This is a genomic window from Gordonia sp. (in: high G+C Gram-positive bacteria) (assembly GCF_052106715.1).
Classification (GTDB): Bacteria; Actinomycetota; Actinomycetes; order Mycobacteriales; family Mycobacteriaceae; genus Gordonia.
In genome coordinates this window covers 103,812-129,081 of the sequence record NZ_JBQEDL010000009.1, presented here as the reverse complement: position 1 = coordinate 129,081, position 25,270 = coordinate 103,812, and the positions used below count along the sequence as shown (strand labels likewise).

Here is a 25,270-nt window from a genome sequence, read left to right as displayed (position 1 = left end):
TCCACCGAGCCGCCGCCTGCCGCCGCACACGCGATCGGCACGGGCTGTGGTTCGTTGGTGAGCGCGGTGACGCCGAGGGACTGTGCGAGCCGGCGCGCCGGATCGATCGTCAAGACGGCCACCTTGCGGCCGTTCTCGGCGGCGTGCAACGCCATCGACGCGGCCGTCGTGGTCTTTCCGACGCCGCCGGACCCGCAGCAGATCACCACGCGGGTGTTCGGGTCGGCGAGCACCGCACCCATCTTCAGCTCGGGCATCAGACCCCTGCTTTCTTCAACACGTCGACGAGTTCGTACAGGCCGCCCAGGTCGATGCCGTTCTCGACGGACGGGAGTTCGATCTGTGGCGCCTCGACATCGTCGAGTTCGGCCCGAGCCACGTGCTGCGCCTGGGTCCGCGATGCGTAGTCGACCGCTTCGGTCAACAGCCCGGACAGGTCGTCGTCGGTGACGGCGACCCCGGCCTCGCTCAGCGAGGCGCGCACCGTATCGCTGTCGATCCGGCCCTCGGCGATCGAGTCGAGCTGACCGTCGGGGAGGTACGCGGGGTCGACGCGGTTGACGAAGATCGCGCCGATGTTCAGGTCCTTGGCCCGCAGCTCTTCGACGGCTTCGATCGTCTCCTGGATCGGCATCGCCTCGAGCAGTGTGCACAAGTGGATCATCGTGTCCGGGGAGTGGAGGAGCTTGGCGACGCCGTCGCTCTGCTTGCGGATCGGCCCGGTCTTGGTGAGGTCGCGCATCGCCGATGTCACGTCGAGGAAGTTGCCGATGCGTCCGGTCGGGGGAGAGTCGACGACGATCGAGTCGTAGAGACGGTGGCCCTTCTTGTCGAGGGCGATGACTCGCTCCTTGACCTTGCCGGTGATCACAACGTCGCGCAGCCCGGGGGCGACGGTCGTGACGAAGTCGATCGCGCCGACGCGTTTGATGGCGCGGCCGGCGAACCCGAGGTTGTAGAACATGTCGAGATACTCGAGCAGCGCGTGCTCGATCTCGAGTGGAAGCGCCCACACCGATCCGCCGCCTTCGAGGGTGGCGACCTGGGTGTCGACCGGCGGCAGCGGGTGGGTGTCGAAAAGCTGCGCGATGCCTTGGCGCTCCTCGCATTCCACGAGTAGGACTCGCTGGCCGCGGGACGCCAACGTCAACGCGAGCGCTGCGGCGACCGTCGTCTTACCGGTGCCGCCTTTGCCGGACACGAAATGCAGCCGCGCTTGGCGGGCCTGATCGGACCACTGGCTCGTGGGACCGTCCGTCACATGTTTCTCGACCACGTCGTTCACCTTATCGGCCCTGCCGACGGGACTGTTCGTTAACCGATAAGGTGAGCGACATGACAGCACCGACATCCTGGGAGTACGCAACCGTTCCGCTGCTCACGCACGCGACCAAACAGATCCTCGACCAGTGGGGATCGGACGGCTGGGAGCTCGTCACCGTCCTGCCCGGCCCGACCGGTGAACAACACGTGGCGTACCTGAAGCGTCCGAAAGGCTGATGACGATGAGTGGACAGTGGACCGCTCGCCTCACCGAACTCGGCATCACTCTGCCCGACGTGGTTGCCCCCGTCGGCAGCTATACGCCTGCGCTCCGCGTCGGCGACATGGTCTACACCTCGGGACAGCTGCCGGTGGTCGACGGAGCACTCCAAGCGGTCGGCAAGGTCTCCGAGGGCGCCGAAGGCGTCGTCCGGCCGGATGAAGCGAGCGCCGCGGCGCGGCAGTGCGCGTTGAACGCGTTGGCTGCAGTGCACGCCGAAGTCGGCATCGACTCGGTGGTCCGTGTGGTCAAGGTAGTCGGCTTTGTCGCCTCGGCGAACGGGTTCACCGGCCAGCCCGCGGTGATCAACGGGGCGTCGGACCTGATCGGCGAGATCTTCGGCGACGCAGGTGTGCACGCACGGTCGGCCGTCGGCGTGGCGGAACTCCCGTTGGGCGCTCCTGTCGAAGTCGAGCTGGTCGTTCAGGTCGGGTGATCCGGCGATGACCGACCCCGATCTCGTCCACCCCGCCTATGGCCGGGCTCGACAGGTGAGTCCGTTCGCGTGGGTCGTCCTGTGCGAGAACCCCGGCATGATGACGCTCGAGGGAACCAATACGTGGATCCTTCGGGCGCCAGGGGCGGAGCGGTCCGTGGTCGTCGACCCTGGACCTCGGAAGAACCGCACGCATCTGAAGAACGTCCTCGATGCGGCGGGCGAGGTGGAGTTGACGCTCTTCACTCATCGCCACGACGACCACGTCGGTGCGCTCAAGCGGTTTCGGAAGATGACCGGGGCGCCGACGCGCGCGTACTCGTCGGACTACTCGTTCGACGCACCACGATTGACCGACCGGGAAGTGATCGAAGCGGCGGGCGTGCGCATCACGGTGGTGCACACACCGGGTCACACTCTGGATTCGACGAGCTTTCTCGTCGAATGCGACGGACAGCATGCGATCCTCACCGGCGACACCGTCCTGGGTTCGGGGACGACGGTCCTCGACCCGCAGGACGGGGCGCTGGGCGACTACTTCCACTCACTCAATCGGCTGATCGTCGACGCCTCCGATGCGCCGATGCTGCCCGGGCACGGCCCAGACCACCCCGAGCTCGGCCCCGTTGCACGCTTCTACAAGCAGCACCGCGAAGAGCGCCTCGACCAGATCCGTGCAGCGCTCGACGACCTCGGTAAGACCGCGCACGAGGCGAAGCCGATGACGGTCGTCAAGACCGTTTACGCGGACGTCGACGAGAAACTGTGGCCGGCCGCAAAGATGAGCGTCAAGACGCAGCTGAAGTATCTGCGGACCCTGTAACCCGTAACCCCGGAACGCTGTAACCCTTGACACCGGCTGAAAAGACCTCAGTCCGAGAGGCTGCACCACGCTCGTGTGCTAACTCTCGGACTGAGGTCTTTGTTCAGATGTGGCGGAGCGGAGCCGGAAGTCAGCGTGCTCGACGGGCGAGACGCTCCGAGTCGGCGATGAGGACGCTCTTGCCCTCGAGCCTCAACCAACCGCGCTGAGCGAAGTCGGCCAGTGCCTTGTTCACGGTCTCTCGTGATGCGCCGACGAGCTGCGCGATCTCTTCCTGCGTCAGGTCGTGGGTGACGCGAAGTGCGCCGCCCTCCTGTGTGCCGAAGCGCTGGGCGAGCTGAAGAAGCTGCTTGGCGACACGGCCCGGGACGTCGGTGAAGATGAGGTCCGCGAGGTTGTTGTTGGTCCGTCGCAGACGACGTGCGAGAACACGCAGCAGCTGCTCGGCGATCTCCGGGCGGTCCTTGATCCACTTCTTAAGCGCGTCGCGGTCCATCGTGACGGCGCGAACTTCGGTGACGGTCGTGGCCGACGACGTGCGCGGCCCCGGATCGAAGATGGAGAGTTCGCCGAACATGTCGGACGGACCCATGATGGTCAGCAAGTTTTCGCGGCCGTCCGGCGAACGCCGACCCAGCTTGACCTTTCCGGAGAGGATGATGAACAACCGGTCGCCCGGTTCCCCCTCGTGGAAGATCACATGACCGCGAGGGAACTCGGCCGGCTGCAACTCTTTTGCGAGTGCCGCTACAGCCGTGGGCTCAACCCCCTGGAAAATGCCTGCCCTGGCGAGTACTTCTTCCACCTAAAGAACCTCTCTTGTTCCGAACGCACGTTCAGTGATCGACACTACTTGCCTGAAAGCATAGTTGTTGAATTGATCACGTGTGCGCCAGGCATTCACAGTGGTGTGCAATGTCTGAATTAAGAATGTATCAACTGGCCCGGTTTCGGGCGTCCGAATCGGCCGGGATCACCGGCTGACCGGTCTCGTCGTTGTTTCGACGCTGGCGGAGTTCGTCCAGTGCGGCCGGAAGACCGTCTTTAGCGAGGTTGTTGACGTCGGTCTCGTCGGCGGTGTCGAGGAACTCCTCCACGTGAGCTCGCCCGACCGAAAGTCGGTCGAGACCGTTCTGCACCTTCTCCATGGCGAGTGCGAACAGCATCAGCACCGGGGGGAACAGAAGTACGGCCAGTCCTTGCATGGTTCCCCAGTCAACACCAACGGTCGCCTCGGGGGAAACCCGGAGCGCGGCCGTCACCGAGTTGTGACCACATCGACGCTCGCGGCCCGCGTCGGAGCCGCTGGGCCGAACGACCGCTAACCTGGATTGTTGTGAGCAGCCGCAAACCGGAGACCCGCTTGGGCCTGGTCCGACGAGCACGTCGGATGAACAGGACCCTGCACGTGGCGTTTCCGCACGTGTACTGCGAACTCGACTTCACGACGCCGCTCGAACTGTCGGTCGCAACGATCCTGTCTGCGCAGTGCACCGACGTCCGCGTCAACCAGGTGACGCCTGCCCTGTTCGCGCGCTACCCGGATGCGTTCGCCTATGCGAGCGCGGACCGCACCGAGCTCGAGCAGATGATCCGTTCCACCGGCTTCTATCGGAACAAGGCGAGCTCGATCATGGGGTTGGGGCAGGCGCTCGTCGAACGGTTCGACGGTGAGGTGCCCGGCACTCTCAAGGAGCTCGTGACTCTGCCTGGTTTCGGCCGCAAGACGGCGAACGTCGTGCTGGGCAACGCCTTCGGCGTTCCCGGAATCACCGTCGACACGCACTTCGGACGGCTCGTCCGGCGATGGAACTGGACTGACGAGACCGACCCGGTCAAGGTCGAGCGCGTCGTGGGTGAGCTCATCGAACGCAAGGAATGGACCGACCTCTCGCATCGCATCATCTTTCACGGACGTCGTGTCTGCCACGCCCGGAAGCCTGCGTGCGGCGTGTGCGTGCTCGCCAAGGACTGTCCGTCGTACGGCGAGGGTCCGCTCGATCCGTTGACGGCCGCAGCGCTGGTGAAGGGGCCCGAGACCGAACACCTGCTCGAACTGGCGGGAGTGGGCCGATGAGCCGCCTGAACGGCGCGAAGAAGGCGCTGGCCCAACCGGGGATGCGCGCGATGATCGCGTTCGTCATCGTCGTGGTCGCACTCGTCGCGGCGCTCTGGCCACGGGGCGGCGATGAGCCGTCTGCGCCGCAGACCGGACCGCAGGCTCCGGCATCCGGGGTGACCGATGCGGGCGCATCGGCGGACGAGATTGCGCAGGCACGATCGGCTGCGGCCCTCTCCGCGTGCCCGAGCGGAGCCGGGCCTGCCGCCGGTGTCCTCACCGGGGTATTCGCGCCCTGTATGGCCGACGGGCGCACGATCGATCTCGGACGGGTTACCGCCGGTAAGCCGCTCGTGATCAACATGTGGGCGGTGTGGTGCCTGCCGTGCCGCCGGGAACTCCCCCTGTTCGACGAGCTCGCGGCCGCGGCGGGCGACCAGCTGAACGTCTTGGCGGTCCACGCCAAGGAAGGTGCCGAGAAGGAGTTCTTCGTGCTCAAGTTCCTGCAAGAGCTCAATGCGCACCTGCCGGTCGTGACCGATCCGCGGGGTGACATCGCGAAAGCCGTCGCCGCACCGCGCGTGTTCCCGTCGACCGTGATGATCCGCGCCGACGGCACTGTCGCCGCCGTTCTGCCACGTGTCTTCGACACCTATCACGAGCTCACTGCTGCTGTCCGTGACGATCTCGGCGTCGACGTGGGGGAGGCATCGTGAGTCGACGGGAATCGACGATCCTAGTACCACGCTCCGCCGTGCCCGAATGGATGCGGGCCATCACCGACGACGTGTCCGCCGTCAACGAGAAGGTGCTCGCCCGTGGCGGTGACCGGGCACGGATCGCGGAGGACTTCGTCGCGACCCGCTCCGCGGCCGTGCTCGTCCTTTTCGGCGGGTCGTTCGCCGCCGTCGACGACCACCCCGGCGGAGTTCCGGCCGACGCCGACGTGCTGCTCACCGAGCGCGCGTCGACACTACGCACCCACGGCGGACAGATTGCGTTCCCCGGTGGGGCCCGTGATCCCGGCGACCAATACCCGGTCGGGACCGCGCTGCGCGAAGCGTGGGAGGAGACCGGGGTGAGGGCCGACGGGGTCGACGTTCTCGCTGCACTACCGAGGTTCCCGGTCCCGTCTGGCTTCGAGGTGACGCCGGTGCTCGCACACTGGTCGCGGCCCACCGAAGTGCGTGTGGTCGACGAAGGTGAGACGGCGCGGGTGACCCGCGTGAATCTGCGTGAGCTGCTGAGCCCGGAACACCGGCTGCAGGTCAGTCGAGAGGTCCCGGGCATGCCGGCCTATCAGGGGCCGGCGTTCGTCTACGACGGCATGCTGATCTGGGGGTTCACCGGCGGGCTGCTCGCCGCGATCGCCGAGACCGCGGGCTGGGATGTGCCGTGGGACCGCGACGACGTCCGGCCGCTCGAGGAGATGATCGCGCAGACCGGTGGACGCCAGGTGTCCGGTTTCGCCGCGGAGCCGCCCCGGTGAGCGGGGCCGTCTGGGTCGACCTCGGCATCCTCGTGGTCGCGCTCCTGGCCGCGTTGAGTGGGTATCGGCAGGGCGCTGCGGCGTCTGCGCTCGCGTTCGTGGGAGTCGTCATCGGTGCAGTCGCCGGCGTCCTGTTGGCTCCGGTCGTGATCGAACGGTTCGACGACCAGCGCCTGCGGCTCGTCGTCGGCGTGATGCTGATCATCGCGCTGATCGTGATCGGCGAGTTGTCTGGCATGGTCTTGGGCCGCGCAGCGCGCAGCGGTATCCACTCGCCGACACTGCGACGGGTGGACAGCGGTGTCGGCTCGGTGCTGCAGGTCATTGCGATCCTGGTGGCCGTGTGGCTGTTGTCGGTCCCGCTTCGAAGCTCCGAACAGGCCCGGATCTCCGATGCGGTCGAAGGCTCGAAAATCGTCCAGGGCGTGGACGCAGCCGCTCCGCAGTGGATGCGGAACCTGCCGAACGAGTTGACCGACCTCATCGACTCCTCCGGCATCAAAGAGGTCATCGGGCCGTACGGGCAGACGCGCGTCGCCAACGTCGATGCTCCCGACGCAGCACTGGCAGACCTTCCCGTCGTCCAGCAGGTACAGCCGAGCGTCCTCAAGATCAACGGGGTGGCGCGCAGCTGCGGGCAGTCGTTGGAAGGCAGCGGGTTCGTGGTGTCGCCCGAACGCGTCATGACCAACGCTCACGTCGTGGCCGGTACGGATTCTCTCAGCGTCGAGACCGGCGACGGCGGGCAACTCGACGCGAACGTGGTCTGGTTCAACTCGCGCAACGATATCGCCGTCCTCGACGTGCCCGGTCTGCAGGCGCCTGCCCTCGACTTCGCGACCGAGACCGGTGCCACCGGCGACGACGCGATCGTCCTCGGCTACCCGCAGAACGGGCCGTTCACCATCACGCCGGTACGGATCCGTAACACCGTCCAATTGAGCGGTCCCGACATCTACCAGCGCGCCAAGCAGGTGTCGCGTGAGGTCTACACCGTGCGCGGGGAAATCCGGTCCGGCAACTCGGGCGGTCCGATGATCGATCGTGACGGCAATGTGTTCGGCGTGGTGTTCGGGGCGTCCGAGGATCCTGCGGACAACACTGGCTTCGTCCTGACCGCTGAGCAGGTCCAGCGCGACCTCGCCCAGTCGGAGAGGCGATCGGGATCGTCGTCCGTGGACACTCAGCGCTGCGTCTCCACCCATTGAGCCGAGAAGGCGGCCAGACGGTCAGCCGCCGGTTTGTCCGGCGAGGTGCTCGAGTACTGCGGCGTTGACCTCGTCTGGCGTCTCCTGGTGCAGGAAATGGCCGGCGCTCGGGATCGACCGGTAGGTGAATTCGCGCGCCCAGTGCTCGCTGTCGAGCATCAGCGAGTCGAGGATGTATTCGTCCTCTCGTCCGCGGAGGGCGAGGATCGGGTGATCGAGGCGCTTGTCCATCACCTCCATGAAACGCCAGCCGTCTGGCCGGAACTGCGAGCGGAACGCCCAGCGACGGTATTCGAGGCTGCAATGGGCGACGCCGGGGATCTGGATTGCGAGCCGGTTGCGTTCGACGGCCTCGTCGAAGTCGGCGCTCTGGCGCCAGAGTCGGCCGGACCGAGTGCGGAAGTACTCGTCGACGAACGCACCGTTGCGGCGCGTGAGACGTCGTTCGCCGATTCGGGGGAGTTGGTTGTGCAGGAAGGGAGCGAGGAACGACGAGCGTTCCTCGGCATTGAACAGGACGCCCTGGCGCAGCGCACGCGGATGCGGTGAGGACAGGACGACGACGCGGTCGATGGCGCGCGGGTGCAGGGTCGCAGTGGCCCAACAGACGAGCCCGCCATCGGCGTGACCCACCAGGGACGCCGACGAATGCCCGAGGGCACGGATCAGCGCATGAGTGTCACCTGCCAGCGTCCAGCCGTCATAGCCGCGCGGCGGTTTGTCGGAGTCGCCGTAGCCGCGTAGATCGACGGCGACGGCGCGGTATCCGGCGGCAGTCAACGCGGGGAGTTGGTGGCGCCACGTCCACCAGAACTCGCCGAAACCGTGCAGCAGAAGGACCAGTGGCCGGTCGGCGATGGACCGGTCGCTTTCGACCGCGTGGAAACGCAGGCCGCCTGCACGCACGTCGAAGTGCTGCCACGGCCCGTCGAATCGGACTTGAGTGGGGTCCGGCGGCGTCGTGTTCACACTCGTCGGTGTCTCGAACTCATCGGGGCAGAGTCGTCAGCGACTCATCGGATCGTTCGCAGGCGGGATCTGCGGGTGCGCGACGCCGCCGGTCGGCGACTTCTCCCGCCCCGGCACCACGCTGCTTATCTCCGACAGCGACTCGATGGTCTTCTCCGGTTTACGTAGCTTTCGGAACAGGACGTACCCGATGATGATCGCCACGATCGACACGACCAGCAGGATCAGGAAGACGATGCCGAACGCGGCCCACGTCGGCAGCCACAGGTCGAGCAGGAAGCCGAGGAACACGAAGAAGAACAAGCTCGCGTAGAGCAGTAGGACGGCGGCGCCGACGATGAGTCCGGTGCCTGCCCCTGCCTTCTTCGCCTCCTTGACGAGTTCGGCCTTGGCGAGCGCGACCTCTGCCCGGAGCAGCGTCGACACATTGGCCGACGCATCCTTGACGAGGTTGCCGATCGTTGGTTCGCCGTCCTTGCCGAGGTTGGCATCCGACATCGGAATCGACGGGACGCGCGGAGCGTCGGCGGGCTGCGGAGGCCAGGTGTCCTGTTTGCCGCTCACGAGTTCTCCCTTGCTGAACGTTGGTCGGGCTTCATGTTGCCATGCCGACGGTTTCGTACCGACGCCCACACGCGGTTGGAGCGTCCCGGAAGTGAATCAGGCTGCGGGCGCAACGCGCCCGCAGCCGACTACTGCGCCCGCTGAGACCGGATCGCTTCGAAGACCGATGGGTCGACGAGGGTCGAGGTGTCGCCGAGTTCGCGACCTTCGGCGATGTCTTTGAGGAGTCGGCGCATGATCTTGCCGGAGCGCGTCTTAGGCAGCTCGGGCACGATGTTGATCTCGCGCGGCTTGGCGATCGGGGAGATGTCGACGGCCACGTGCTGGCGCAGTTCGGCGACGAGGTCGTCGCCCGCCGACGCATGCTCCATGAGGATCACGAACGCGACGATGCCCTGACCGGTGGTCTCGTCTGCGGCGCCGATCACCGCGGCTTCGGCGACGGCGGCGTGCGCGACGAGGGCCGACTCGACCTCCGACGTCGAGATGCGGTGCCCGGACACGTTCATCACGTCGTCGACGCGCCCCAGCACCCAGAGAGCGTGGTCGTCGTCGAAGCGGGCGCCGTCGCCCGCGAAGTACCAACCCTGCTCGGCGAACCGCGACCAGTATGTCTCCTTGAAGCGCTCCGGGTCGCCCCAGATGCCACGCAGCATGCCCGGCCACGGACGGTCCAGAACGAGGTAGCCCTGTTCCCCGTCGGGCGTCGGTGTGCCCTTGTCATCGACGATCGCCGCGCTGATCCCGGGGAGCGGCCGCATCGCCGAACCCGGCTTGGTCGCGGTGACTCCGGGCAGGGGCGAGATCATGATTCCGCCCGTCTCGGTCTGCCACCAGGTGTCGACGATCGGGCAGCGGCCGCCGCCGATGACCTCGTGATACCAGCGCCACGCCTCCGGGTTGATCGGCTCGCCCACGCTTCCCAGCAGCCGCAGCGACGACAGGTCGTGGGCGTCGGGGATCTCGCGTCCCCATTTCATGAACGTGCGGATCAACGTCGGCGCAATGTAATAGGTGGTGACGCCGTACTTCTCGATGATCTGGAAATGGCGGTTCTCGTCGGGCGAGTTCGGGGTGCCCTCGTAGATCACCTCGGTCGCGCCGTTCGAGAGAGGTCCGTACACGAGGTAGGAGTGGCCGGTGACCCAGCCGATGTCCGCGCCGCACCAGAAGACGTCGCGGCCCTCCTTGTGATCGAACACGTTGTGGAAGGTGTAGGCGGCCTGTGTCAGGTAGCCGCCCGACGAGTGGACGATGCCCTTCGGCTTGCCCGTGGTGCCCGAGGTGTACAGCAGGAACAGCGGATGCTCGGAGTCGAACGACTCCGCCTCGTGGACGGGGGACTGCTCGGCGACGGTGTCCTCCCACCACACGTCGCGGTCCTGCACCCAGTTCAGGTCCGGGTCGTGGTTGGTGCGGCGGACGACGATGACCTTCTCGACCGACTTCGCGGCGTCGTCGCCGGTGCCGAGAGCTTCGTCGACGGCCTCCTTGAGCGGGGCGGGCTTGCCGCGGCGGAACTGGCCGTCGGTGGTGATGACGACCTTGGCTTCGGCGTCGTCGACGCGCGAGCGCAGCGCTGCCGCGGAGAATCCGGCGAACACCACCGAGTGGGTCAGGCCGAGTCGGGCGCACGCGAGCATCGAGACGACGGCCTCGGGGACCATCGGCATGTAGATCGCGACGCGATCGCCTGCGACCAGTCCGATCGACGAGAGGTAGTTCGCTGCACGCGAGACCTCGTCTTTGAGCTGGCTGTAGGTGATGTCGCGCCTGTCGTCGATCGGTTCGCCCACCCAGTGGATGGCGACTCGATCACCCTTGCCTGCGTCGACGTGTCGGTCGACGCAGTTCACCGCGACGTTCAGTTCGCCGCCGACGAACCACTTCGCGAACGGAGCGTTCGACCAGTCCAGAACCTGGCCGAACGGTGTCGTCCAGTCGAGGCGACGCGCTTGCTCGGCCCAGAACTCCTCTGGGTTCGCCTCTGCGCGGTCGTACATCTCGATGGTCGCGTTCGCGTTGTCGGCGAACTCCTTCGAGGGCGAGTACAACTTGCTGGCTTCGGTCATTCCTCGTCTGCCTTTCATTCTCGGACTGCCGCGTTTGGAACACGCTGGGCGCCTGCGCACAGAGTTGCCTGGCGCCCGATACCGCTCTCCTGTGAGGGTAGTCACCACACGTTGCATGCGCGTAGCGGGGAGCGGTCGCGAGAGTGCCTGGCGCGACGAGTGGTTGGCGGGACGCGACGGGTGGACGGCCCGGCGACGCAGGAGCGGGCCCGGCTATCGTGGCCGATGTGAGTGCTGATCCGCTGGCCCCGTTGCTCGACTTGCCCGACGTCCGCGATGCGGCCGAGACGGCGCGAGACGCATTGGGGGTCGTGCACCGACACCGTGCGAATCTCCGAGGATGGGACAAGACTTCCCGTGAGGCGTCGTGGCGGGCCGGCCGCTCGTCGGCGGCGATCGAAGGCGGCAGTGTCGAACTCAAGCGCGACGCACAGTTCGACGACCCGATCACCGAGGGTGCGATCCGGGTGGCGCAGGCTCTCGACACCGACGGGATCGACCAGTTCGTGTCGGTGTTCCGGCGGGCTCCCGCGCAGGCCCTCGCTCGGTTGCACACGCTCGCCGCCGCGGGCCTCGTCGACGATCCAGACGTGCTCGGGCGTCCGCGATCGGAGCCGCACATCGCGCAGCGTCTGGACTTCCTGGGGCAGGTGATCACCGGCGGGTCGGCGGTTCCAGCTCCGGTGCTCGCCGCGGTCGTGCACGGCGAGCTGCTGTCGTTGGCGCCTTTCACCGCGGGCAACGGCGTCGTGGCCCGCGGCGCGTCTCGACTGGTGTCGGCGGCGACCGGACTCGATCCTCACCTGCTCGGCGTACCCGAGGTGACGTGGCTCAAGCGGATCAGTGACTATCGCGAACTGTCGACGACGTTCGCCACCGGCGACCCGTCGGCCATCGGGGCGTGGATCGTCCTATGCTGCGAGGCGATGGAGACCGGGGCGGTCGAAGCACTGTCGATCGCCGACGCGGTCTCCGGCTGATCGGTCGCGCTCGGTGCGTCGAGCCCGCACATGTTTGCGGGCGGTACCGGTGGTCGATTGTCATCTCGACCGGGTACCGCCCGCGAGCACGGACGAAAGTTACCAGGCGTGCTGGGTGGGTTGTGTGAATCGTCTCGGCGTTCCCGCGTTCACCTCGTTGTGTACTCGAAAGACAGTGGAACTTTCCCTGTGTGAGTTCACGAGTAATGCCCGTGGGTTCGCAGACGCACAACGCTTGTGCCAATGCGGCGCGCTCCGCGTGGGTGCTTACCGCCCGTGCTGGGAATCTCAGTACGGGGGCTCAGGCCTTCTCTGCCGGTCTGAACGTTGCCGTCTCTGGGATTCCGTACCCCATTAATACCCTGTGACTGACATCACTGCAAGGGTTTCGTCGAAATCGATCACGCGGCGTGAATCCGCAGGTGACGGGCCTGGGAACGGTGATAGTAGACCGCCGCCGCGGCGATCGCTCCGATCCCTGTGGCGCACAGAGCGGTTCGTCCAACGGTTGCCGGGCTGGGTCGTCGCATCGCCGCCGCGGGGGTCGCGAAATCGAGGATCTCCCACCCGGATTCGGTGGCGTGGCGGCGAAGTGCTTTGTCGGGATTCACCACTGCGGGCCTACCGACCGCGTCGAGCATCGGCAGATCGGTCACCGAGTCGGAGTAGGCGTAACAGCGGCTCAAATCGTAGCCGTGCTCGGCGGCCAATTCGTCGAGCACGGCGGCCTTCTCGTCGCCATAGCAGTAGAAGTCGAGGTCGCCGGAGTAGTGGCCGTGGACCACCCGCATGACGCTGGCGCGCACGATGTCGACGCCGAGGAACTCGCCGATCGGCTCGACCATCTCGATGCCCGACGCTGAGATCAGTACGACGTCGTGGCCTGCCTCCTTGTGCTGCTCGATGAGTTCGAGGGCCTCGGGGAAGACGACGGGGCATACCACGTCGTCGAGGGTCTCGGCGACGATCGATTGCACCTGTGCGACGTCCCAGCCGGTCGACATGTCGGTCACGTGCTTGCGTAATCGGTCGACGTTATCGGCATCGGCGGCGGCCAGAAGGAACTGGAGCTGGGCGATTGCGGACCGCAGCATCGTCCGGCGGGACAGGAGGCCGCCCTCATAGAACGGCCTGGTGAAAGCCAGTACGCTGGAGCGGGCGATCACCGTCTTATCCAGGTCGAAGAAGGCGGCGATACGGGTAGGATCTGCCGGGCTCACGTTCGACATCGTACATCGTCACAATGTGACCCACGGAACAGTAAATGGGCAATAGTTGGACTTGCAATCTTCGCGGCGCCGAGGGTAACTTGGGTTTTGTCCGGCTATGCCGGAAGCATTCAGCCCGACCCCCCGGGGCTGAACTGCTGATGACCCCGGCCTCCTCCCCCCTGGCCGGGGTCGTCTTCTATTCATAGGCGGCCTTATGCTCGTCGCCTCGGGTGGGCACTGTCCACGTCGTGATCCGAACAACGCGGTCGCGCTCCACTACATCTCTAGTTCTGACCTGCGGCGATACCAGCCTGTGGATAACGTGCTTCCCGAAGGGGAGCGATCACCGCATCATCAGGGCATGACCGACGTCCTGCTCGTTCTCGCCGCCGAAGAACTACACGCCGACCTCGCACGATGTGCGGCGGCGGCCGGCTACACGATGGTGGTCGGCGACGCCGCGGCCTGTCGCCACGACTGGCTCCGGGCCCGGGCGGTGGCCGTCGACGCAGACGCGTCGGCAGTGCTGGCCGACCTGCATCCGCCGCGCCGTCCGGCGGTCGTGGTCGTCGGCGCGTCCGAAGACGACACACGACGGTGGCAGAGCGGGCTCTCGTTGGGTGCGCAGGGCGGATTCGTTCTCCCGGACGAGGAGGCGGGGCTGGCCGGCGCATTGTCGGAGTTCCGCCGCCCGGTCCGCACCCCTGCTGGCGCGGTCGCCGTAATCGGTGGGCACGGGGGAGCGGGCGCGTCCTCGTTGGCGGCCGCTGTCGCCTTGGTGGCTGCAGACCTCGGGCAACGGGTGCTCCTACTCGACGCCGACCAGTCCGGCGCGGGGTGCGACCTCATCCTCGGCGTGGAGGACGAACCGGGGCTGCGGTGGTCGAACGTCACCGGCGAGAGCGGGGCGATCGCCGGTCCCGCGTTACGCGCGGCGCTGCCCGGGGCGGGGCGGATCAGTGTGATCACGTCCGGTCGCGACGACGTCGAGCCGTTGCGCCCGGATACGGTGTTGGCGGTCGTCGACGCGGCGCGCAGCGCCGGTGACGTTGTCATCGCCGACGTGGGACGCGAGCCGGGCTCCGTCGCTGCGGGTTTGGTCGACAGCGCCGACTTCGCGGTCGTGGTGACCACGGCCTCGGTGCACGCGGTATCGGCGACTCGACGGACCGCGGCGCGGCTGGTCGGCGACCGCGATGCCGTGCTCGTGGTCCGCGGGCCGTCACCGGGCGGACTCCGGGCGAGTGAGGTGGCGAGTGCGATCGGTCTGCCGTTGCTCGGCGGATATCGACCCGAGCGTGCGCTCGCACAGCGATGCGAGGCGTCCGGTCTCCGCCTGAAACGCCATGGCCCGCTGACGACGGCAGCTCAGGACGTATATCGCAGGCTGCACGATCGGGCGGCGCGGTGACCGCCGTCGGACGCGCCGATCTGCTCGAGCGGGTCCGGGACAGGCTGGCCATGCAGACCAGCGACCCGGAACCCGGGGTGATCGCCGATGCGATCCGAGCAGAGTCGGGCGGACTTCTCGGCGACACCGACCTCCTCGATGTCCTTCGGTATCTACAGACCGAAATGGTCGGCGCGGGGCGGTTGGAGGGGCTGTTGGCCGATCACGGCGTCACCGACGTCCTCGTCGTGGGACCCGACCGGGTGTGGGCCGACCGTGGGGACGGGTTGGAGTTGACCGGCATCCGATTCGACGACGAGGCGTCGGTGCGCAGACTGGCCGATCGGCTCGCGCTCGGTGCGGGCCGACGACTGGACGACGCCCAGCCATGGGTCGACGGTCAGTTGTCCGGCGTCGGACGACGTGACGTGACAGTGCGCTTGCATGCGGTGATCCCGCCGCTGGCGATCGACGGGACGTGCATCTCGCTGCGCGTCCTCCGGAGTGCGACGCAGACGTTCGACGCCCTCGTCGCGTCCGGTGCCATTCCCGGCGAGGCCGCCGACCTCGTGCGCGACGCTGTCGGAGCCCGCCTTGCGTTCCTCATCGTCGGAGGCACCGGGTCCGGAAAGACAACGCTGCTGAACGCACTACTCGGGCAGGTCGATCCGACCGAACGTGTGGTGACCGTCGAGGATGCATCCGAGCTCGAACCACAGCATCCGCACGTCGTGCGCCTGGTCGCTCGCAATGCGAACATCGAAGGTATCGGCGACGTTCCGGTCCGCGATCTGGTCCGGCAGGCGCTGCGGATGCGGCCCGATCGGATCGTCGTCGGTGAAGTACGGGGCGCCGAGGTGATCGACCTCCTGATCGCCCTGAACACCGGGCACGACGGGTGTGCGGGCACCCTGCATGCGAACTCGGTGGCAGAGGTCCCCGCGCGGATGGAGGCGCTGGCCGCGCTGGGCGGTATGGATCGGGCTGCACTGCACAGTCAGTTGGCCGCCGCGATCCAACTCGTGTTCGGCCTCGGCCGCGATCGCGACGGGCGTCGCGGACTGTTGGAGATCGGCGTGCTACGTCGCACCGACGATGGGCTGACCACGATCGAGCAAGTATGGTCGCGAAGATCGGGATTCACGGCGGCGAGGGCTCGTATCGACGCGTTGATCGCCGACCGGGGACCACAGTGAACGCGGTGCCGTTGCTCGTCGCGGGTGGAACTGCGCTGCTCGTGTGGCCGGGTTCGGGTGCCCGGGCGCGCGTGGCGCCGCGCCGCCACGTCCCCGGACTCCGTCTCGACCCGGTGTGGATGTTCACCGCCGCGCCAGTGCTCGTAGCGATCGCCATCGGGGTCGGACCGGGGATCGCGACCGGAATCGTCGCGCTCACAGGCATCCGATTGCGTCGGAGGTCTGTGCGGCGAGCCGAACGGGATCGTCGTCGTGACGAATTGAGACGGGCGCTCTCGTTCATGGTCGCCGAGATGTCGGTGGGCGCGCCCGTCGTGCTCGCATGCCGCTGCGCTGCTGACGAATTGGCGCGCGACGGGCCGTCGACGGTGTCGGCCGAACTCGCCCGCATGGCGGCTCGCGCGGAACTCGGCGGCGACCCTGCCGACATCGCGGTCGGCGGAGACGGCGGGGCGCAGCGCGATGCAGGGATGGATCGGTTGGCCACGTCCTGGGCGGCATCGTCGAGCCGCGGCCTGCCGATGGCCGATCTTCTGTCCATGCTGCGGTCGGATCTGTCGGCGCGTGCCGATCACGCGTCTCGGACTCGCGCCGGTCTGGCAGGGCCCCGCGCGACCGCGATGGTGCTTGCCCTGTTGCCGATCCTGGGTATCGGTCTCGGGCACCTGATGGGCGCCGAACCGCTCGCCGTGCTGTTGTCGCCGGGAATCGGCTCGATTCTGTTGGTGGTCGGCGCCGCGCTCGCGTCGGCAGGCGTGTGGTGGACAAACGCGATCACCGAGAAGGTTCTGCGATGACCGCGTTGATCGCTGCCGTGTCGGCGGGCGTCGCACTCTGGGTCTGGCCGTCGCCGCACTGGGTGCTCGCACGCGTCGTCGTGCGCCCGAGGAAGGTACGGGAGCCGCGATGGCTCGGCAGGTCCCGGGGTGTACCGGACCCGTTCGACGTCGCGTCGACCTACGACCTGTTCGCGGTGTGCCTGCGTGCCGGGCTGCCGGTGTCAGCGGCTGCGGAGGTCGCGTCCGAGCACGCCCCGCCGGTGATCGGCGAACCGTTGGCTCGAGCGGCCGACCTCCTCGCACTCGGCGCCGACGGACAGACCGCATGGGCGTACGACGCGGGCGCGGACGAATCGTTCGCTGAGCTCGCGGCACTGGCACGGCGCGCCTCGCGGGTCGGTGCGTCGCTGGCCGACGGTGCCGCCGATCTCGCATCTGCGACCCGCCGTCGGGCGGCGGACGAGGCGGTGGAGGCCGCGGAGAAGGCCGGAGTCAAAGTGAGCGGACCACTCGGCCTGTGCTTTCTTCCCGCATTCGTCTGCCTGGGCATCGTGCCCGTGGTGGTCGGCCTCGCAGCCGGGATGTTGACAGCGGTGTGACCCCTTGTGGAATCTCGGGGAACCGAGCGCTGCGGGCGCGCGTCTGACCTTGTGAAGGCTCGAATCGCGAGCCGAGCAACGAGAGGAAGTCATGACTACGAATCGATGGACACGGAGTCGGTTGATGCAGCGATGGGTCGAGACTCAGACGCTGACCGGACGTCTGATCGCGGACGAGTCCGGAATGTCGACGGTGGAGTATGCGATCGGCACAGTCGCTGCGGCCGCGTTCGGCGCGCTGCTGTACACGGTCGTGAGCGGTGACAACATCCTGTCCGCGCTGACCGGGATCATCTCCCGAGCGCTCAGCACGTCGGTGAGCTGACATGTCGGCCCGGCTGCTGGGTGGCGGGGTGTTCGACGACGAACGAGGCATGGTGACCGTCGAGGCAGCGTTCGCGCTCGCCGCGATAGCTGTCTTCCTGGTGACCGGGGTCGGCGCCGTGACCGGAGTGGTGACCCAGATCCGATGCACCGACGCCGCGCGGGAGGTGGCTCGGCTCGCCGCCGTCGGAGACGAGTCGGCGCCGGATGTCGGCCGGTCGGTCGCGCCCGGCGGCGCTCGGATCTCGGTGTCGTCCGCGGGCGAGACGGTGACCGTCACCGTGTCGGCCGACTTGCCGATGCTGCCGATGACGACCGTGTCCGCGCGAGCGGTGGCGGCCGTCGAACCGAGCGGTGCCGCCGGTGCGGACTCGTGACGATTCGCGGTCTCGTACCGAGGCGCGACGCCGAGGCGAGATCCCGTGGCGAGCAGGGATTCTCGACGATCGTGGGCGCTGCGGTCATCGCGGCGCTCGCCGTGGTTCTTGTCGCTGTGCTGTACATCGGGGCCGCGGTCCTCGCTCGCCACCGCGCGCAGTCTGCGGCAGACCTGGGAGCCTTGGCGGCTGCGTCTGCGCACGTGTCCGGTCGGGGCGATGCATGCGCGATCGCCGAGGACCGGGTATCGGATCAGGACGGTTCACCGTACGTCGCCGACTGCGTGGTCGACGGTCAGGACGTCGTCGTGCACGTGGTGGTGCGGGTGCGTCTGGGCGGGGTCGGTCCTCTCGGAGGGTTGGGCGTGCGCGATGCGACGGCTGGGGCTCGAGCCGGGCCCGTCATTGGCGGTAGTGCCGGCCGATCAGACGGAGGAGCTTGATCGCGTGCGCTTTATCGAGGGGCTCGTTTCCGTTTCCGCACTTGGGTGATTGCACGCAGGACGGGCAGCCGCTGGCGCACGTGCACGAGGAGACCGCTTCGTCGGTGGCGGCGATCCAGTCGTCGAACGCTTCGTGGCCGCGTTCGGCGAAGCCTGCCCCGCCCGGGAAACCGTCGTAGACGAAGACCGTCGGCAGTCCGGTCTGTGGATGGACATCGGTGGACAGTCCGCCGATGTCCCAGCGGTCGCAGGTGGCGACCAGGCCGAGCATCCCGATGGCGGCGTGCTCGGCGGCGTGCAGCGCGCCGGGAAACTTGTCGGGCGCGATTCCGTTGGCGACCAACGCATCTGGCTCGATGGTGTACATCACGGCGCGCGTGGACAACTGCTGTTCGGGCATGTCGAGCGCCACCTGATCGAGGATTTCACCGGTGAGTGCTTTTCGGAGGAACCCGACCACCTGACTGCTGACCGTGACGTCGGCGAAGCCAACGGTGACGGGACCGAACGTCTCCTGCCGCACGACCCGATCGATAACGACGTCGCTCACCTCACGTGCGGTGGTCGTCCAGTCCGGTTCCTCGGGATGCGCGAGGGCGAGACCGTCCTCGAGGGTCAGTTCGTCGACGACGAAGCTCTCGCCCTGATGCAGGTACACCGCGCCGGGAAACACCGACGTCATCGCGCGCGTGGCGTCGACGGTGCCGAGCAGCCGCGAAGTAGTCGTGTCGACGATGAGGACCTGCCCGCCGATACCGCCGCGAATGTCTATGTCGCCGTGGGGATCGAGGCCGGGCGCGGGATACCAGCCGGCCTTACGTCGCTTGAGGTGCCCGTCGTCGACGAGAGCGGCGATCACTTCGTCTGCGCGCCAGGCGATCGCCTCGTCGTCGGTGATGGGGAACTCCGTGGCCGCGCACAGCAGATGGGGGCCGAGGACGTACCGGTTGGTCGGGTCGGTGACGGTCGCTTCGACGGGGCGTTTCAGGAGAGCGTCGGGATGGTGGACGAGATACGTGTCGAGCGGGTCGTCGCGCGCGACCATCACCACGAGGGAGCCCTCGCCGCGCCGTCCGGCACGACCGGCCTGTTGCCAGAACGACGCGACCGTCCCCGGATAGCCGGCGACGACGACGGCGTCGAGTCCGCTGATGTCGACGCCGAGTTCGAGGGCGTTGGTCGTTGCGACACCGAGCAACTCGCCGTCCGACAGCGCCTGTTCGAGCCGGCGACGATCGTCGGCGAGATAGCCTGCGCGGTACGCGGCGATCCGGTCGACCAACTCCGGTGCGGACTCGGCCAATAGTTGTCGAGCTCTGACCGCGGTCACCTCCACGCCGCGACGGGACCGGACGAAGCACAGTGTCCGGGCGCCCTCGATGACGAAGTCGGCGAGCAGTCGGGCGGCCTCGGCGCCTGCCGCGCGTCGGACCGGAACGCCGTTCTCGCCGTCACGCCCAGTCCCGGACGGTCCTTCGGAGCCGGTCGCCGGGGTAGGCGTGCCTTCGATGAACCCCGGCTCCCACATCGCGACGGTGCGTTCGCCGTGCGGCGAGGTGTCGTCGGTGATCGCGACGACGTCGTCGCCGATCAACCGCGACAATGCTTGGGCGGGGTTCGCGACGGTGGCGCTCGCCCCGATGACGACCGGGTCTGCGCCGTATCGGCGCGCGATCCGCAACGTCCGCTGCAGCACGAGCGCGGTGTGCGAACCGAACACTCCGCGATAGTGATGGCACTCGTCGACGACGATGTACCTCAACTTGCTGAAGAACTGCCGCCACTTGGCATGCGATGAGCAGATCCCGACGTGCAGCATGTCGGGGTTGGTGAAGATCCATCGGGAGTGCAGTCGTGCCCACTGCCGGAGCTCGGAATCGGTGTCGCCGTCGTACGCGCTCGGCTGCAGGTGCCTCAACGACGGAACGCCCGCGATGAGCCGCGCCGTCGCCCTGAGTTGGTCCGCGCCGAGAGCCTTCGTCGGCGACAGGTAAAGCGCGGTGGCGTTGGGGTCCCGCGCGAACGTCGTGAGGATCGGCAGTTGGTAAGCGAGAGACTTTCCCGAGGCGGTGCCGGTGCACACACAGACGTGGCGGCCTGCGTGGGCGTGGTCGGCGGCCTCGATCTGGTGACGCCACGGTCGCCGCAGGCCGTGCTCGACGAACGCCTCGTGTACTTCGGGGTGGACCCACTCCGGCCATTCGCTGAATTCGGCAGTGCGCGTGGGGATCACTGCCATGTGCGTGAGGGGCGAATCGGCGTCGGAATCGGTCCCCGCGAGGGTTCTGCCGAGCAGTTCGCTGCCGTAGGTGGCATGCTGCATCGACGTCGCTCCAAGGGGTTCCGGGGTGGGTACGCAAGCCTACCCGCGAGCCTGGCTACAGAGGTTTTTCGGGGAGTTGGATCCGGTGCGCGCTAAAAGTATCGCGCGGGCGGGAAACATGGTTAGCTAAAAGCGGTCGCACGCTCCGTTTCAAGGACGGAGTCAGTTGCGAACGTGGTACTGCAGTCGGTTCCATCGCCGTATGGCGAGGTCTTGTCGAGGTATGGCGGTCGGAACAGGCCTCCGCCGGGGACGCTCCGTGGCGGGTGATGAAAAGTTAGGAATGCAGTAGATGGCACAGGGCACTGTGAAGTGGTTCAACGCGGAGAAGGGCTTCGGCTTCATCGCGCCTGACGAGGGTAACGACGACGTGTTCGTCCATTACTCGGAGATTCAGGGCAACGGCTTCCGCACCCTCGAAGAGAACCAGCGCGTGGAGTTCGAGGTCGGCCAGGGCACCAAGGGCCCGCAGGCCACCGGAGTTCGCGCAGTCTGATTTCGCACGCCTTCACGGGCGTCACAGACTTACGAGACAGCACTCCCGGCACCGCTTCGGCGGGGCCGGGAGTGTTGCTTTTGCTGCCGGGAGTGTCTGCTGCACAGCGCAGTAGGATCAACGTGTGAGCCAGATGTCGTTGTTCTCCGCCGACACGGAAGACCCCGTGATCGATGATCTCGCGGGTCTACTCGCCGGGCAGGGGCAGTCCGTCCACACGAGCCTCGGCGCCCGGGTGTCGGTAGTCGTGAACGCGCAGTGGCGGGCCGACGAGATCGCGGCAGACATCATCGCGACCGGACTCGACGCGCAGACGCTGACCTCCGAAGAGGGTTCGCCGATCGCGCGCACCGAGGCCAATCCGCGGATCACCGCACTGCACCGTCGATGGGCGAGCGGTGCCGTGAAAGCCGTGCCGGACGGCTGGACGCCGAGCGCGCGTGCGCTGCGCCTGTGGGTGCTGGCTTCGGGCGCATTCGACGGTCAGCACTATGTCCTCGGCCTCGACTCGAGCGCCCCGGATACGCACGCTCCGCTCGCGACGGCACTGATGCGCGTCGGTATCGCGCCCACACTCATCGGAGCGCGGGGGCACAGCCCCGCCTTGCGGATATCCGGGCGCAAGCGACTCACCCGGCTCGCCGAGACGGTGGGTGTCCGGCCCGACGGCGCTCCGGACGGAGTGTGGCCCGGGGCCTGAGCGGTGCCGCCGACCGACTCCTTCGTCACAATTCTTCGTGGCCGACGGCGAGCCGACTGCGGACGCGTGACCCGGGATTTGGCGGCCGCGACCGCGTCGAAGGCGGGGCGCGCGCTAGATTCGTCATGATCACGTGTCCACCCGGATTACCTGGGGTGGAGTGCAGACGACGCCATATATAAGGTACAACGGCATCGAAGCGTTACTAACGAGCATCGAACACCGATACACCGGCATCGAACAGCGAAACTACAGACCGAAGGGCTCTTAAGTGGCCGCCACTGACAGTGCTGACCCCGCCATCCGGCGACTCGTCATCGTCGAGTCGCCGACTAAAGCGCGCAAGATCGCGGGGTACCTCGGCGCGAACTACGTCGTCGAATCGTCACGTGGACATATTCGAGACCTGCCGAGAGGCGCCGCCGACGTGCCCGCCAAGTACAAGGGGCAGCCGTGGGCGCGTCTCGGCGTCAACGTCGACGACGGTTTCGAACCGCTGTATGTGGTGTCGGCCGACAAGAAGTCGACTGTTTCCGAGCTCCGGGCGTTGATGCGCGACGTCGACGAGCTCTACCTCGCGACGGACGGTGACCGCGAGGGGGAAGCCATCGCATGGCATCTCCTCGAGACGCTGAAGCCGAAGATTCCCGTCAAACGCATGGTGTTCCACGAGATCACCGAGTCGGCGATCCGTGCCGCGGCCGAGAACCCGCGTGATCTCGACATCGACCTCGTCGACGCGCAGGAGACCCGCCGCATCCTCGACCGCCTGTACGGGTACGAGGTCTCGCCGGTCTTGTGGAAGAAGGTCATGCCGAAGCTGTCGGCGGGCCGTGTCCAGTCTGTCGCCACCCGTGTCATCGTCGAACGCGAACGTGAGCGCATGGCGTTCGTCTCGGCCGACTACTGGGACATTGCCGCGACGATGGACGCAGGGGCCGAGGCGAAGCCGCAGACGTTCTCCTCGCGCCTGGTCAACATCGGCGACGACCGGGTCGCCACCGGTCGCGACTTCGGCTCGGACGGCAAGATCAAGAAGGCGACCGGTGTCACCGTGCTCGATGGCACCCGCGCCAACGCGCTCGCCGCCGGACTCGAAGGCGCCGCGCTGACGGTGACATCCGTCGAGGAGAAGCCGTACACCCGTCGTCCGTACGCACCGTTCATGACGTCGACTCTCCAGCAGGAGGCCGGTCGCAAACTGCGTTTCACGTCCGACCGAACGATGCGCATCGCGCAGCGGTTGTACGAGAACGGCTACATCACCTACATGCGTACCGACTCGACGACGCTTTCGGAGTCGGCGATCAACGCGGCCCGAGCGCAGGCCCGTGATCTCTACGGCGACAAGTTCGTGCACTCTTCGCCGCGCCAGTACACGCGCAAGGTGAAGAACGCGCAGGAAGCCCACGAAGCGATCCGTCCCGCAGGTGAGTCGTTCCGCACCCCCGGACAGGTCGCCTCCGCGCTCGACACCGACGAGTTCCGCCTCTACGAATTGATCTGGCAGCGCACCGTCGCCTCCCAGATGGCCGATGCCCGCGGCACCACGATGAGCCTGCGGATCGGTGGCCGCGCGACCAGCGGGGAAGAGGTGACGTTCGCATCATCGGGTCGCACGATCACGTTCCCGGGCTTCCTCTCCGCGTACGTGGAGAGCGTCGACGAACAGACTTCCGATAAGTCCGACGACGCCGAGAACCGGTTGCCGAACCTGACCGAAGGCCAGTCGCTGACCGCGACGTCGCTCGTCGCCGACGGACACTCCACCAACCCGCCGGCACGCTTCACCGAGGCGTCGCTGGTGAAGGTCCTCGAGGAACTCGGCATCGGGCGCCCGTCGACCTACGCGTCGATCATCGGCACCATCCAGGACCGCGGATACGTCGTCAAGAAGGGCAACGCGCTGGTCCCGTCGTGGGTCGCGTTCGCCGTCGTCGGTCTGTTGGAGGGCTACTTCAACAGCCTCGTCGACTACGACTTCACGGCGTCTCTGGAAGACGATCTGGATCAGATCGCGTCCGGCGGCCAGGACCGGACCCGGTGGCTCACCGAGTTCTACTTCGGTGACGAGAGTTCGACGTCCGACGATCAGGACGCCGCAGGTGCCATCGCGCGTCACGGCGGCCTGAAGAAGCTCGTCGGCGTCAACCTGGAGGGCATCGACGCCCGAGTGGTCAACTCGATCCGACTGTTCGACGACCCCGAGGGACGCCCGGTGTTCGTCCGCGTGGGACGCTACGGGCCGTATCTGGAGCGTAACGTGGCAGGCCCGGACGCCGAGCCGGACCTCAAGCGCGCCAACCTGCCGTCGGATATGACGCCAGACGAGTTGACGCTCGACGTCGCCGAGAAGCTGTTCGAGACACCGCAGGAAGGACGGGAACTGGGCGTCGACCCGGTGACCGGTCACCGGATCGTCGCCAAGGAAGGACGTTTCGGGCCGTACGTCACCGAGATCCTTCCGTCCGACGACGAGCCCGACGACGGCTCTGCGGGCGCTCCCGTTCCGACGGTCCCGGCCGGTCCGACGCCCCGCGACGGCGGAAGAGTGCCCGCTGGCGACGCGGTTGTTGCGCTGGACGACGTCCCGGCGGGCGGCGGTGTCGCGACTGCGACGACGACAGCGAAGAAGACAGCAAAGAAGACCGCGAAGAAGACTGCCAAGAAGGCAGGCCCCAAGCCGCGGACCGGATCGCTGTTCAAGACGATGGACATCTCGACGATCACGCTCGACGACGCGCTGAAGCTGCTGTCGTTGCCCCGGGTGGTCGGCGTCGATCCCGAGTCCAACGAAGAGATAACCGCGCAGAACGGGCGGTACGGTCCGTACCTGAAGAAGGGGACCGACTCGCGGTCGTTGACGTCCGAGCAGCAGTTGTTCGAGATCACTCTCGACGAGGCCCTGAAGATCTACTCCGAGCCGAAGCGTCGCGGTCGTGCGGCCGCAGCGCCGCCGCTGCGTGAGCTCGACAAGAACGACTCGGTCAGCGGTAACCCGATGGTCATCAAGGACGGCCGTTTCGGTCCGTACGTGACCGACGGTGAGACCAACGCGAGCCTCCGTAAGGGAGACGAGGTCGCCAGCATCACTCCCGAGCGGGCGATGGAGTTGCTCGCCGACCGTCGCGCGCGCGGTCCGGCGAAGAAGACGGCCAAGAAAGCCGCCAAGAAGACGGCTAAGAAGAGCCCGGCGAAGAAGACGACCGCAGCCAAGAAGACGACTGCAGCCAAGAAGACGCCGGCAAAGAAGAAGACCGACTGACACCTGAGCCGCATCGTCGTGCCC

General features: G+C 67.1%; 27 protein-coding genes. 18 read left to right on the top strand and 9 right to left on the bottom strand.

The window, feature by feature from the left end:
- Both ACTIMF_RS06980 and ACTIMF_RS06975 read right to left on the bottom strand, forming a co-directional pair.
- Positions 1 to 257: ArsA family ATPase (locus ACTIMF_RS06980; RefSeq protein ID WP_442349558.1), on the bottom strand; the 257-nt coding region annotated here is incomplete at its 3' end.
- Complete coding sequence (locus ACTIMF_RS06975) at positions 257 to 1,351, bottom strand: ArsA-related P-loop ATPase (RefSeq protein ID WP_442349557.1); 1,095 nt, start codon at positions 1,349 to 1,351, stop codon at positions 257 to 259. The genes ACTIMF_RS06975 and ACTIMF_RS06980, both read right to left, overlap by 1 nt.
- Here ACTIMF_RS06975 and ACTIMF_RS06970 point away from each other — a divergent pair.
- From ACTIMF_RS06970 to ACTIMF_RS06960, 3 genes are read left to right on the top strand one after another with little or no spacing between them, the layout of a single operon-like run.
- Positions 1,336 to 1,500 (top strand): hypothetical protein, encoded by a 165-nt coding sequence (locus tag ACTIMF_RS06970; RefSeq protein WP_442349556.1) that lies wholly within the window; start codon positions 1,336 to 1,338, stop codon positions 1,498 to 1,500. The genes ACTIMF_RS06975 and ACTIMF_RS06970 overlap by 16 nt on opposite strands.
- A 5-nt stretch (positions 1,501 to 1,505) precedes the next feature.
- Positions 1,506 to 1,979: a RidA family protein gene (locus ACTIMF_RS06965; RefSeq protein ID WP_442349555.1), complete on the top strand. Its 474-nt coding sequence runs from the start codon at positions 1,506 to 1,508 to the stop codon at positions 1,977 to 1,979.
- A 7-nt stretch (positions 1,980 to 1,986) separates the two neighbouring features.
- Positions 1,987 to 2,802, top strand: a complete 816-nt coding sequence (locus ACTIMF_RS06960; protein WP_442349554.1) for an MBL fold metallo-hydrolase — start codon at positions 1,987 to 1,989, stop codon at positions 2,800 to 2,802.
- Positions 2,803 to 2,932: 130 nt separating this feature from the next.
- Here ACTIMF_RS06960 and ACTIMF_RS06955 read toward each other — a convergent pair whose 3' ends face one another.
- Both ACTIMF_RS06955 and ACTIMF_RS06950 read right to left on the bottom strand, forming a co-directional pair.
- Positions 2,933 to 3,607: a Crp/Fnr family transcriptional regulator gene (locus ACTIMF_RS06955; RefSeq protein ID WP_442349553.1), complete on the bottom strand. Its 675-nt coding sequence runs from the start codon at positions 3,605 to 3,607 to the stop codon at positions 2,933 to 2,935.
- 130 nt (positions 3,608 to 3,737) lie between these two features.
- The gene (locus ACTIMF_RS06950; protein ID WP_442349552.1) at positions 3,738 to 4,007 is read right to left on the bottom strand and encodes a hypothetical protein; all 270 of its coding nucleotides are present in this window, start codon (positions 4,005 to 4,007) and stop codon (positions 3,738 to 3,740) included.
- A 185-nt stretch (positions 4,008 to 4,192) separates the two neighbouring features.
- Between ACTIMF_RS06950 and nth the strand changes: the two genes are divergently transcribed.
- Genes nth through ACTIMF_RS06930 form a run of 4 tightly spaced genes read left to right on the top strand, consistent with a single transcriptional unit; the run spans position 4,193 to position 7,558 of the window.
- Complete coding sequence (gene nth / locus ACTIMF_RS06945; protein ID WP_442349564.1) at positions 4,193 to 4,879, top strand: endonuclease III; 687 nt, start codon at positions 4,193 to 4,195, stop codon at positions 4,877 to 4,879.
- On the top strand, positions 4,876 to 5,577 hold the full coding sequence (locus ACTIMF_RS06940; RefSeq protein WP_442349551.1) for a TlpA disulfide reductase family protein: 702 nt from the start codon (positions 4,876 to 4,878) through the stop codon (positions 5,575 to 5,577). The genes nth and ACTIMF_RS06940 overlap by 4 nt, the downstream gene beginning before the upstream one ends.
- A gap of 50 nt (positions 5,578 to 5,627) precedes the next feature.
- On the top strand, positions 5,628 to 6,350 hold the full coding sequence (locus ACTIMF_RS06935) for an NUDIX hydrolase (RefSeq protein ID WP_442349563.1): 723 nt from the start codon (positions 5,628 to 5,630) through the stop codon (positions 6,348 to 6,350).
- Positions 6,347 to 7,558 (top strand): MarP family serine protease, encoded by a 1,212-nt coding sequence (locus ACTIMF_RS06930; protein ID WP_442349550.1) that lies wholly within the window; start codon positions 6,347 to 6,349, stop codon positions 7,556 to 7,558. The genes ACTIMF_RS06935 and ACTIMF_RS06930 overlap by 4 nt, the downstream gene beginning before the upstream one ends.
- 21 nt (positions 7,559 to 7,579) lie before the next feature.
- Here ACTIMF_RS06930 and ACTIMF_RS06925 read toward each other — a convergent pair whose 3' ends face one another.
- The 3 genes from ACTIMF_RS06925 to acs all read right to left on the bottom strand — a co-directional run bounded on the left by ACTIMF_RS06925 (position 7,580) and on the right by acs (position 11,163).
- Positions 7,580 to 8,527 carry an alpha/beta fold hydrolase gene (locus ACTIMF_RS06925; RefSeq protein ID WP_442349549.1) on the bottom strand — a complete coding sequence of 316 codons (948 nt, stop codon included), beginning with the start codon at positions 8,525 to 8,527 and terminating at the stop codon, positions 7,580 to 7,582.
- Positions 8,528 to 8,563: 36 nt separating this feature from the next.
- Positions 8,564 to 9,091: a phage holin family protein gene (locus ACTIMF_RS06920; RefSeq protein ID WP_442349548.1), complete on the bottom strand. Its 528-nt coding sequence runs from the start codon at positions 9,089 to 9,091 to the stop codon at positions 8,564 to 8,566.
- Positions 9,092 to 9,219: 128 nt separating this feature from the next.
- The gene (gene acs, locus ACTIMF_RS06915; protein WP_442349547.1) at positions 9,220 to 11,163 is read right to left on the bottom strand and encodes an acetate--CoA ligase; all 1,944 of its coding nucleotides are present in this window, start codon (positions 11,161 to 11,163) and stop codon (positions 9,220 to 9,222) included.
- A gap of 227 nt (positions 11,164 to 11,390) precedes the next feature.
- On the opposite strand from acs, the gene ACTIMF_RS06910 reads away from it, so the two are divergent.
- Positions 11,391 to 12,143 carry an oxidoreductase gene (locus ACTIMF_RS06910; RefSeq protein WP_442349546.1) on the top strand — a complete coding sequence of 251 codons (753 nt, stop codon included), beginning with the start codon at positions 11,391 to 11,393 and terminating at the stop codon, positions 12,141 to 12,143.
- Between the two features lie 401 nt (positions 12,144 to 12,544).
- On the opposite strand, the gene ACTIMF_RS06905 is transcribed toward ACTIMF_RS06910, so the two are convergent.
- Positions 12,545 to 13,372 carry an HAD family hydrolase gene (locus tag ACTIMF_RS06905; RefSeq protein WP_442349545.1) on the bottom strand — a complete coding sequence of 276 codons (828 nt, stop codon included), beginning with the start codon at positions 13,370 to 13,372 and terminating at the stop codon, positions 12,545 to 12,547.
- A gap of 343 nt (positions 13,373 to 13,715) precedes the next feature.
- Here ACTIMF_RS06905 and ssd point away from each other — a divergent pair, with 343 nt between their 5' ends.
- The 7 genes from ssd (at position 13,716) to ACTIMF_RS06870 (ending at position 18,462) form a co-directional block, all read left to right on the top strand.
- Positions 13,716 to 14,765: a septum site-determining protein Ssd gene (gene ssd, locus ACTIMF_RS06900; protein ID WP_442349544.1), complete on the top strand. Its 1,050-nt coding sequence runs from the start codon at positions 13,716 to 13,718 to the stop codon at positions 14,763 to 14,765.
- Entirely contained in the window at positions 14,762 to 15,940 is a 1,179-nt protein-coding gene (locus ACTIMF_RS06895; protein WP_442349543.1) for a TadA family conjugal transfer-associated ATPase, read from the top strand. Before ssd ends, ACTIMF_RS06895 begins: the two co-directional genes overlap by 4 nt.
- Before the next feature lie 5 nt (positions 15,941 to 15,945).
- Positions 15,946 to 16,737, top strand: coding sequence for a type II secretion system F family protein (locus ACTIMF_RS06890; protein ID WP_442349542.1), 792 nt, complete (start codon positions 15,946 to 15,948; stop codon positions 16,735 to 16,737).
- Complete coding sequence (locus tag ACTIMF_RS06885) at positions 16,734 to 17,318, top strand: type II secretion system F family protein (RefSeq protein ID WP_442349541.1); 585 nt, start codon at positions 16,734 to 16,736, stop codon at positions 17,316 to 17,318. The genes ACTIMF_RS06890 and ACTIMF_RS06885 overlap by 4 nt, the downstream gene beginning before the upstream one ends.
- 124 nt (positions 17,319 to 17,442) lie before the next feature.
- Complete coding sequence (locus ACTIMF_RS06880) at positions 17,443 to 17,643, top strand: DUF4244 domain-containing protein (protein ID WP_442349562.1); 201 nt, start codon at positions 17,443 to 17,445, stop codon at positions 17,641 to 17,643.
- A gap of 1 nt (position 17,644) precedes the next feature.
- Positions 17,645 to 18,019 (top strand): TadE family type IV pilus minor pilin, encoded by a 375-nt coding sequence (locus tag ACTIMF_RS06875; protein ID WP_442349540.1) that lies wholly within the window; start codon positions 17,645 to 17,647, stop codon positions 18,017 to 18,019.
- Positions 18,016 to 18,462: an Rv3654c family TadE-like protein gene (locus ACTIMF_RS06870; protein ID WP_442349539.1), complete on the top strand. Its 447-nt coding sequence runs from the start codon at positions 18,016 to 18,018 to the stop codon at positions 18,460 to 18,462. The genes ACTIMF_RS06875 and ACTIMF_RS06870 overlap by 4 nt, the downstream gene beginning before the upstream one ends.
- Here ACTIMF_RS06870 and ACTIMF_RS06865 read toward each other — a convergent pair.
- Positions 18,422 to 20,785, bottom strand: a complete 2,364-nt coding sequence (locus ACTIMF_RS06865; protein ID WP_442349538.1) for a DEAD/DEAH box helicase — start codon at positions 20,783 to 20,785, stop codon at positions 18,422 to 18,424. The two genes, ACTIMF_RS06870 and ACTIMF_RS06865, sit on opposite strands and share 41 nt — an antisense overlap.
- A gap of 292 nt (positions 20,786 to 21,077) precedes the next feature.
- Between ACTIMF_RS06865 and ACTIMF_RS06860 the strand changes: the two genes are divergently transcribed.
- The 3 genes from ACTIMF_RS06860 (at position 21,078) to topA (ending at position 25,246) form a co-directional block, all read left to right on the top strand.
- Positions 21,078 to 21,281, top strand: coding sequence for a cold-shock protein (locus ACTIMF_RS06860; RefSeq protein ID WP_005171662.1), 204 nt, complete (start codon positions 21,078 to 21,080; stop codon positions 21,279 to 21,281).
- A gap of 124 nt (positions 21,282 to 21,405) precedes the next feature.
- Entirely contained in the window at positions 21,406 to 21,981 is a 576-nt protein-coding gene (locus ACTIMF_RS06855) for a hypothetical protein (RefSeq protein ID WP_442349537.1), read from the top strand.
- A gap of 271 nt (positions 21,982 to 22,252) precedes the next feature.
- Entirely contained in the window at positions 22,253 to 25,246 is a 2,994-nt protein-coding gene (gene topA, locus ACTIMF_RS06850) for a type I DNA topoisomerase (protein WP_442349536.1), read from the top strand.
- The last annotated feature ends 24 nt before the right edge of the window (positions 25,247 to 25,270 follow it).

Excerpts from the sequence above, each read along its gene's own strand:
- ACTIMF_RS06970 (WP_442349556.1), top strand. The coding sequence starts at position 1,336 with ATGACAGCACCGACATCCTGGGAGTACGCAACCGTTCCGCTGCTCACG.
- ACTIMF_RS06975 (WP_442349557.1), bottom strand. The coding sequence starts at position 1,351 with ATGTCGGTGCTGTCATGTCGCTCACCTTATCGGTTAACGAACAGTCCC.
- ACTIMF_RS06965 (WP_442349555.1), top strand. The coding sequence starts at position 1,506 with ATGAGTGGACAGTGGACCGCTCGCCTCACCGAACTCGGCATCACTCTG.
- ACTIMF_RS06960 (WP_442349554.1), top strand. The coding sequence starts at position 1,987 with ATGACCGACCCCGATCTCGTCCACCCCGCCTATGGCCGGGCTCGACAG.
- ACTIMF_RS06950 (WP_442349552.1), bottom strand. The coding sequence starts at position 4,007 with ATGCAAGGACTGGCCGTACTTCTGTTCCCCCCGGTGCTGATGCTGTTC.
- nth (WP_442349564.1), top strand. The coding sequence starts at position 4,193 with ATGAACAGGACCCTGCACGTGGCGTTTCCGCACGTGTACTGCGAACTC.
- ACTIMF_RS06940 (WP_442349551.1), top strand. The coding sequence starts at position 4,876 with ATGAGCCGCCTGAACGGCGCGAAGAAGGCGCTGGCCCAACCGGGGATG.
- ACTIMF_RS06935 (WP_442349563.1), top strand. The coding sequence starts at position 5,628 with ATGCGGGCCATCACCGACGACGTGTCCGCCGTCAACGAGAAGGTGCTC.
- acs (WP_442349547.1), bottom strand. The coding sequence starts at position 11,163 with ATGACCGAAGCCAGCAAGTTGTACTCGCCCTCGAAGGAGTTCGCCGAC.
- ACTIMF_RS06905 (WP_442349545.1), bottom strand. The coding sequence starts at position 13,372 with ATGTCGAACGTGAGCCCGGCAGATCCTACCCGTATCGCCGCCTTCTTC.
- ssd (WP_442349544.1), top strand. The coding sequence starts at position 13,716 with ATGACCGACGTCCTGCTCGTTCTCGCCGCCGAAGAACTACACGCCGAC.
- ACTIMF_RS06885 (WP_442349541.1), top strand. The coding sequence starts at position 16,734 with ATGACCGCGTTGATCGCTGCCGTGTCGGCGGGCGTCGCACTCTGGGTC.
- ACTIMF_RS06880 (WP_442349562.1), top strand. The coding sequence starts at position 17,443 with ATGCAGCGATGGGTCGAGACTCAGACGCTGACCGGACGTCTGATCGCG.
- ACTIMF_RS06875 (WP_442349540.1), top strand. The coding sequence starts at position 17,645 with ATGTCGGCCCGGCTGCTGGGTGGCGGGGTGTTCGACGACGAACGAGGC.
- ACTIMF_RS06865 (WP_442349538.1), bottom strand. The coding sequence starts at position 20,785 with ATGCAGCATGCCACCTACGGCAGCGAACTGCTCGGCAGAACCCTCGCG.
- ACTIMF_RS06860 (WP_005171662.1), top strand. The coding sequence starts at position 21,078 with ATGGCACAGGGCACTGTGAAGTGGTTCAACGCGGAGAAGGGCTTCGGC.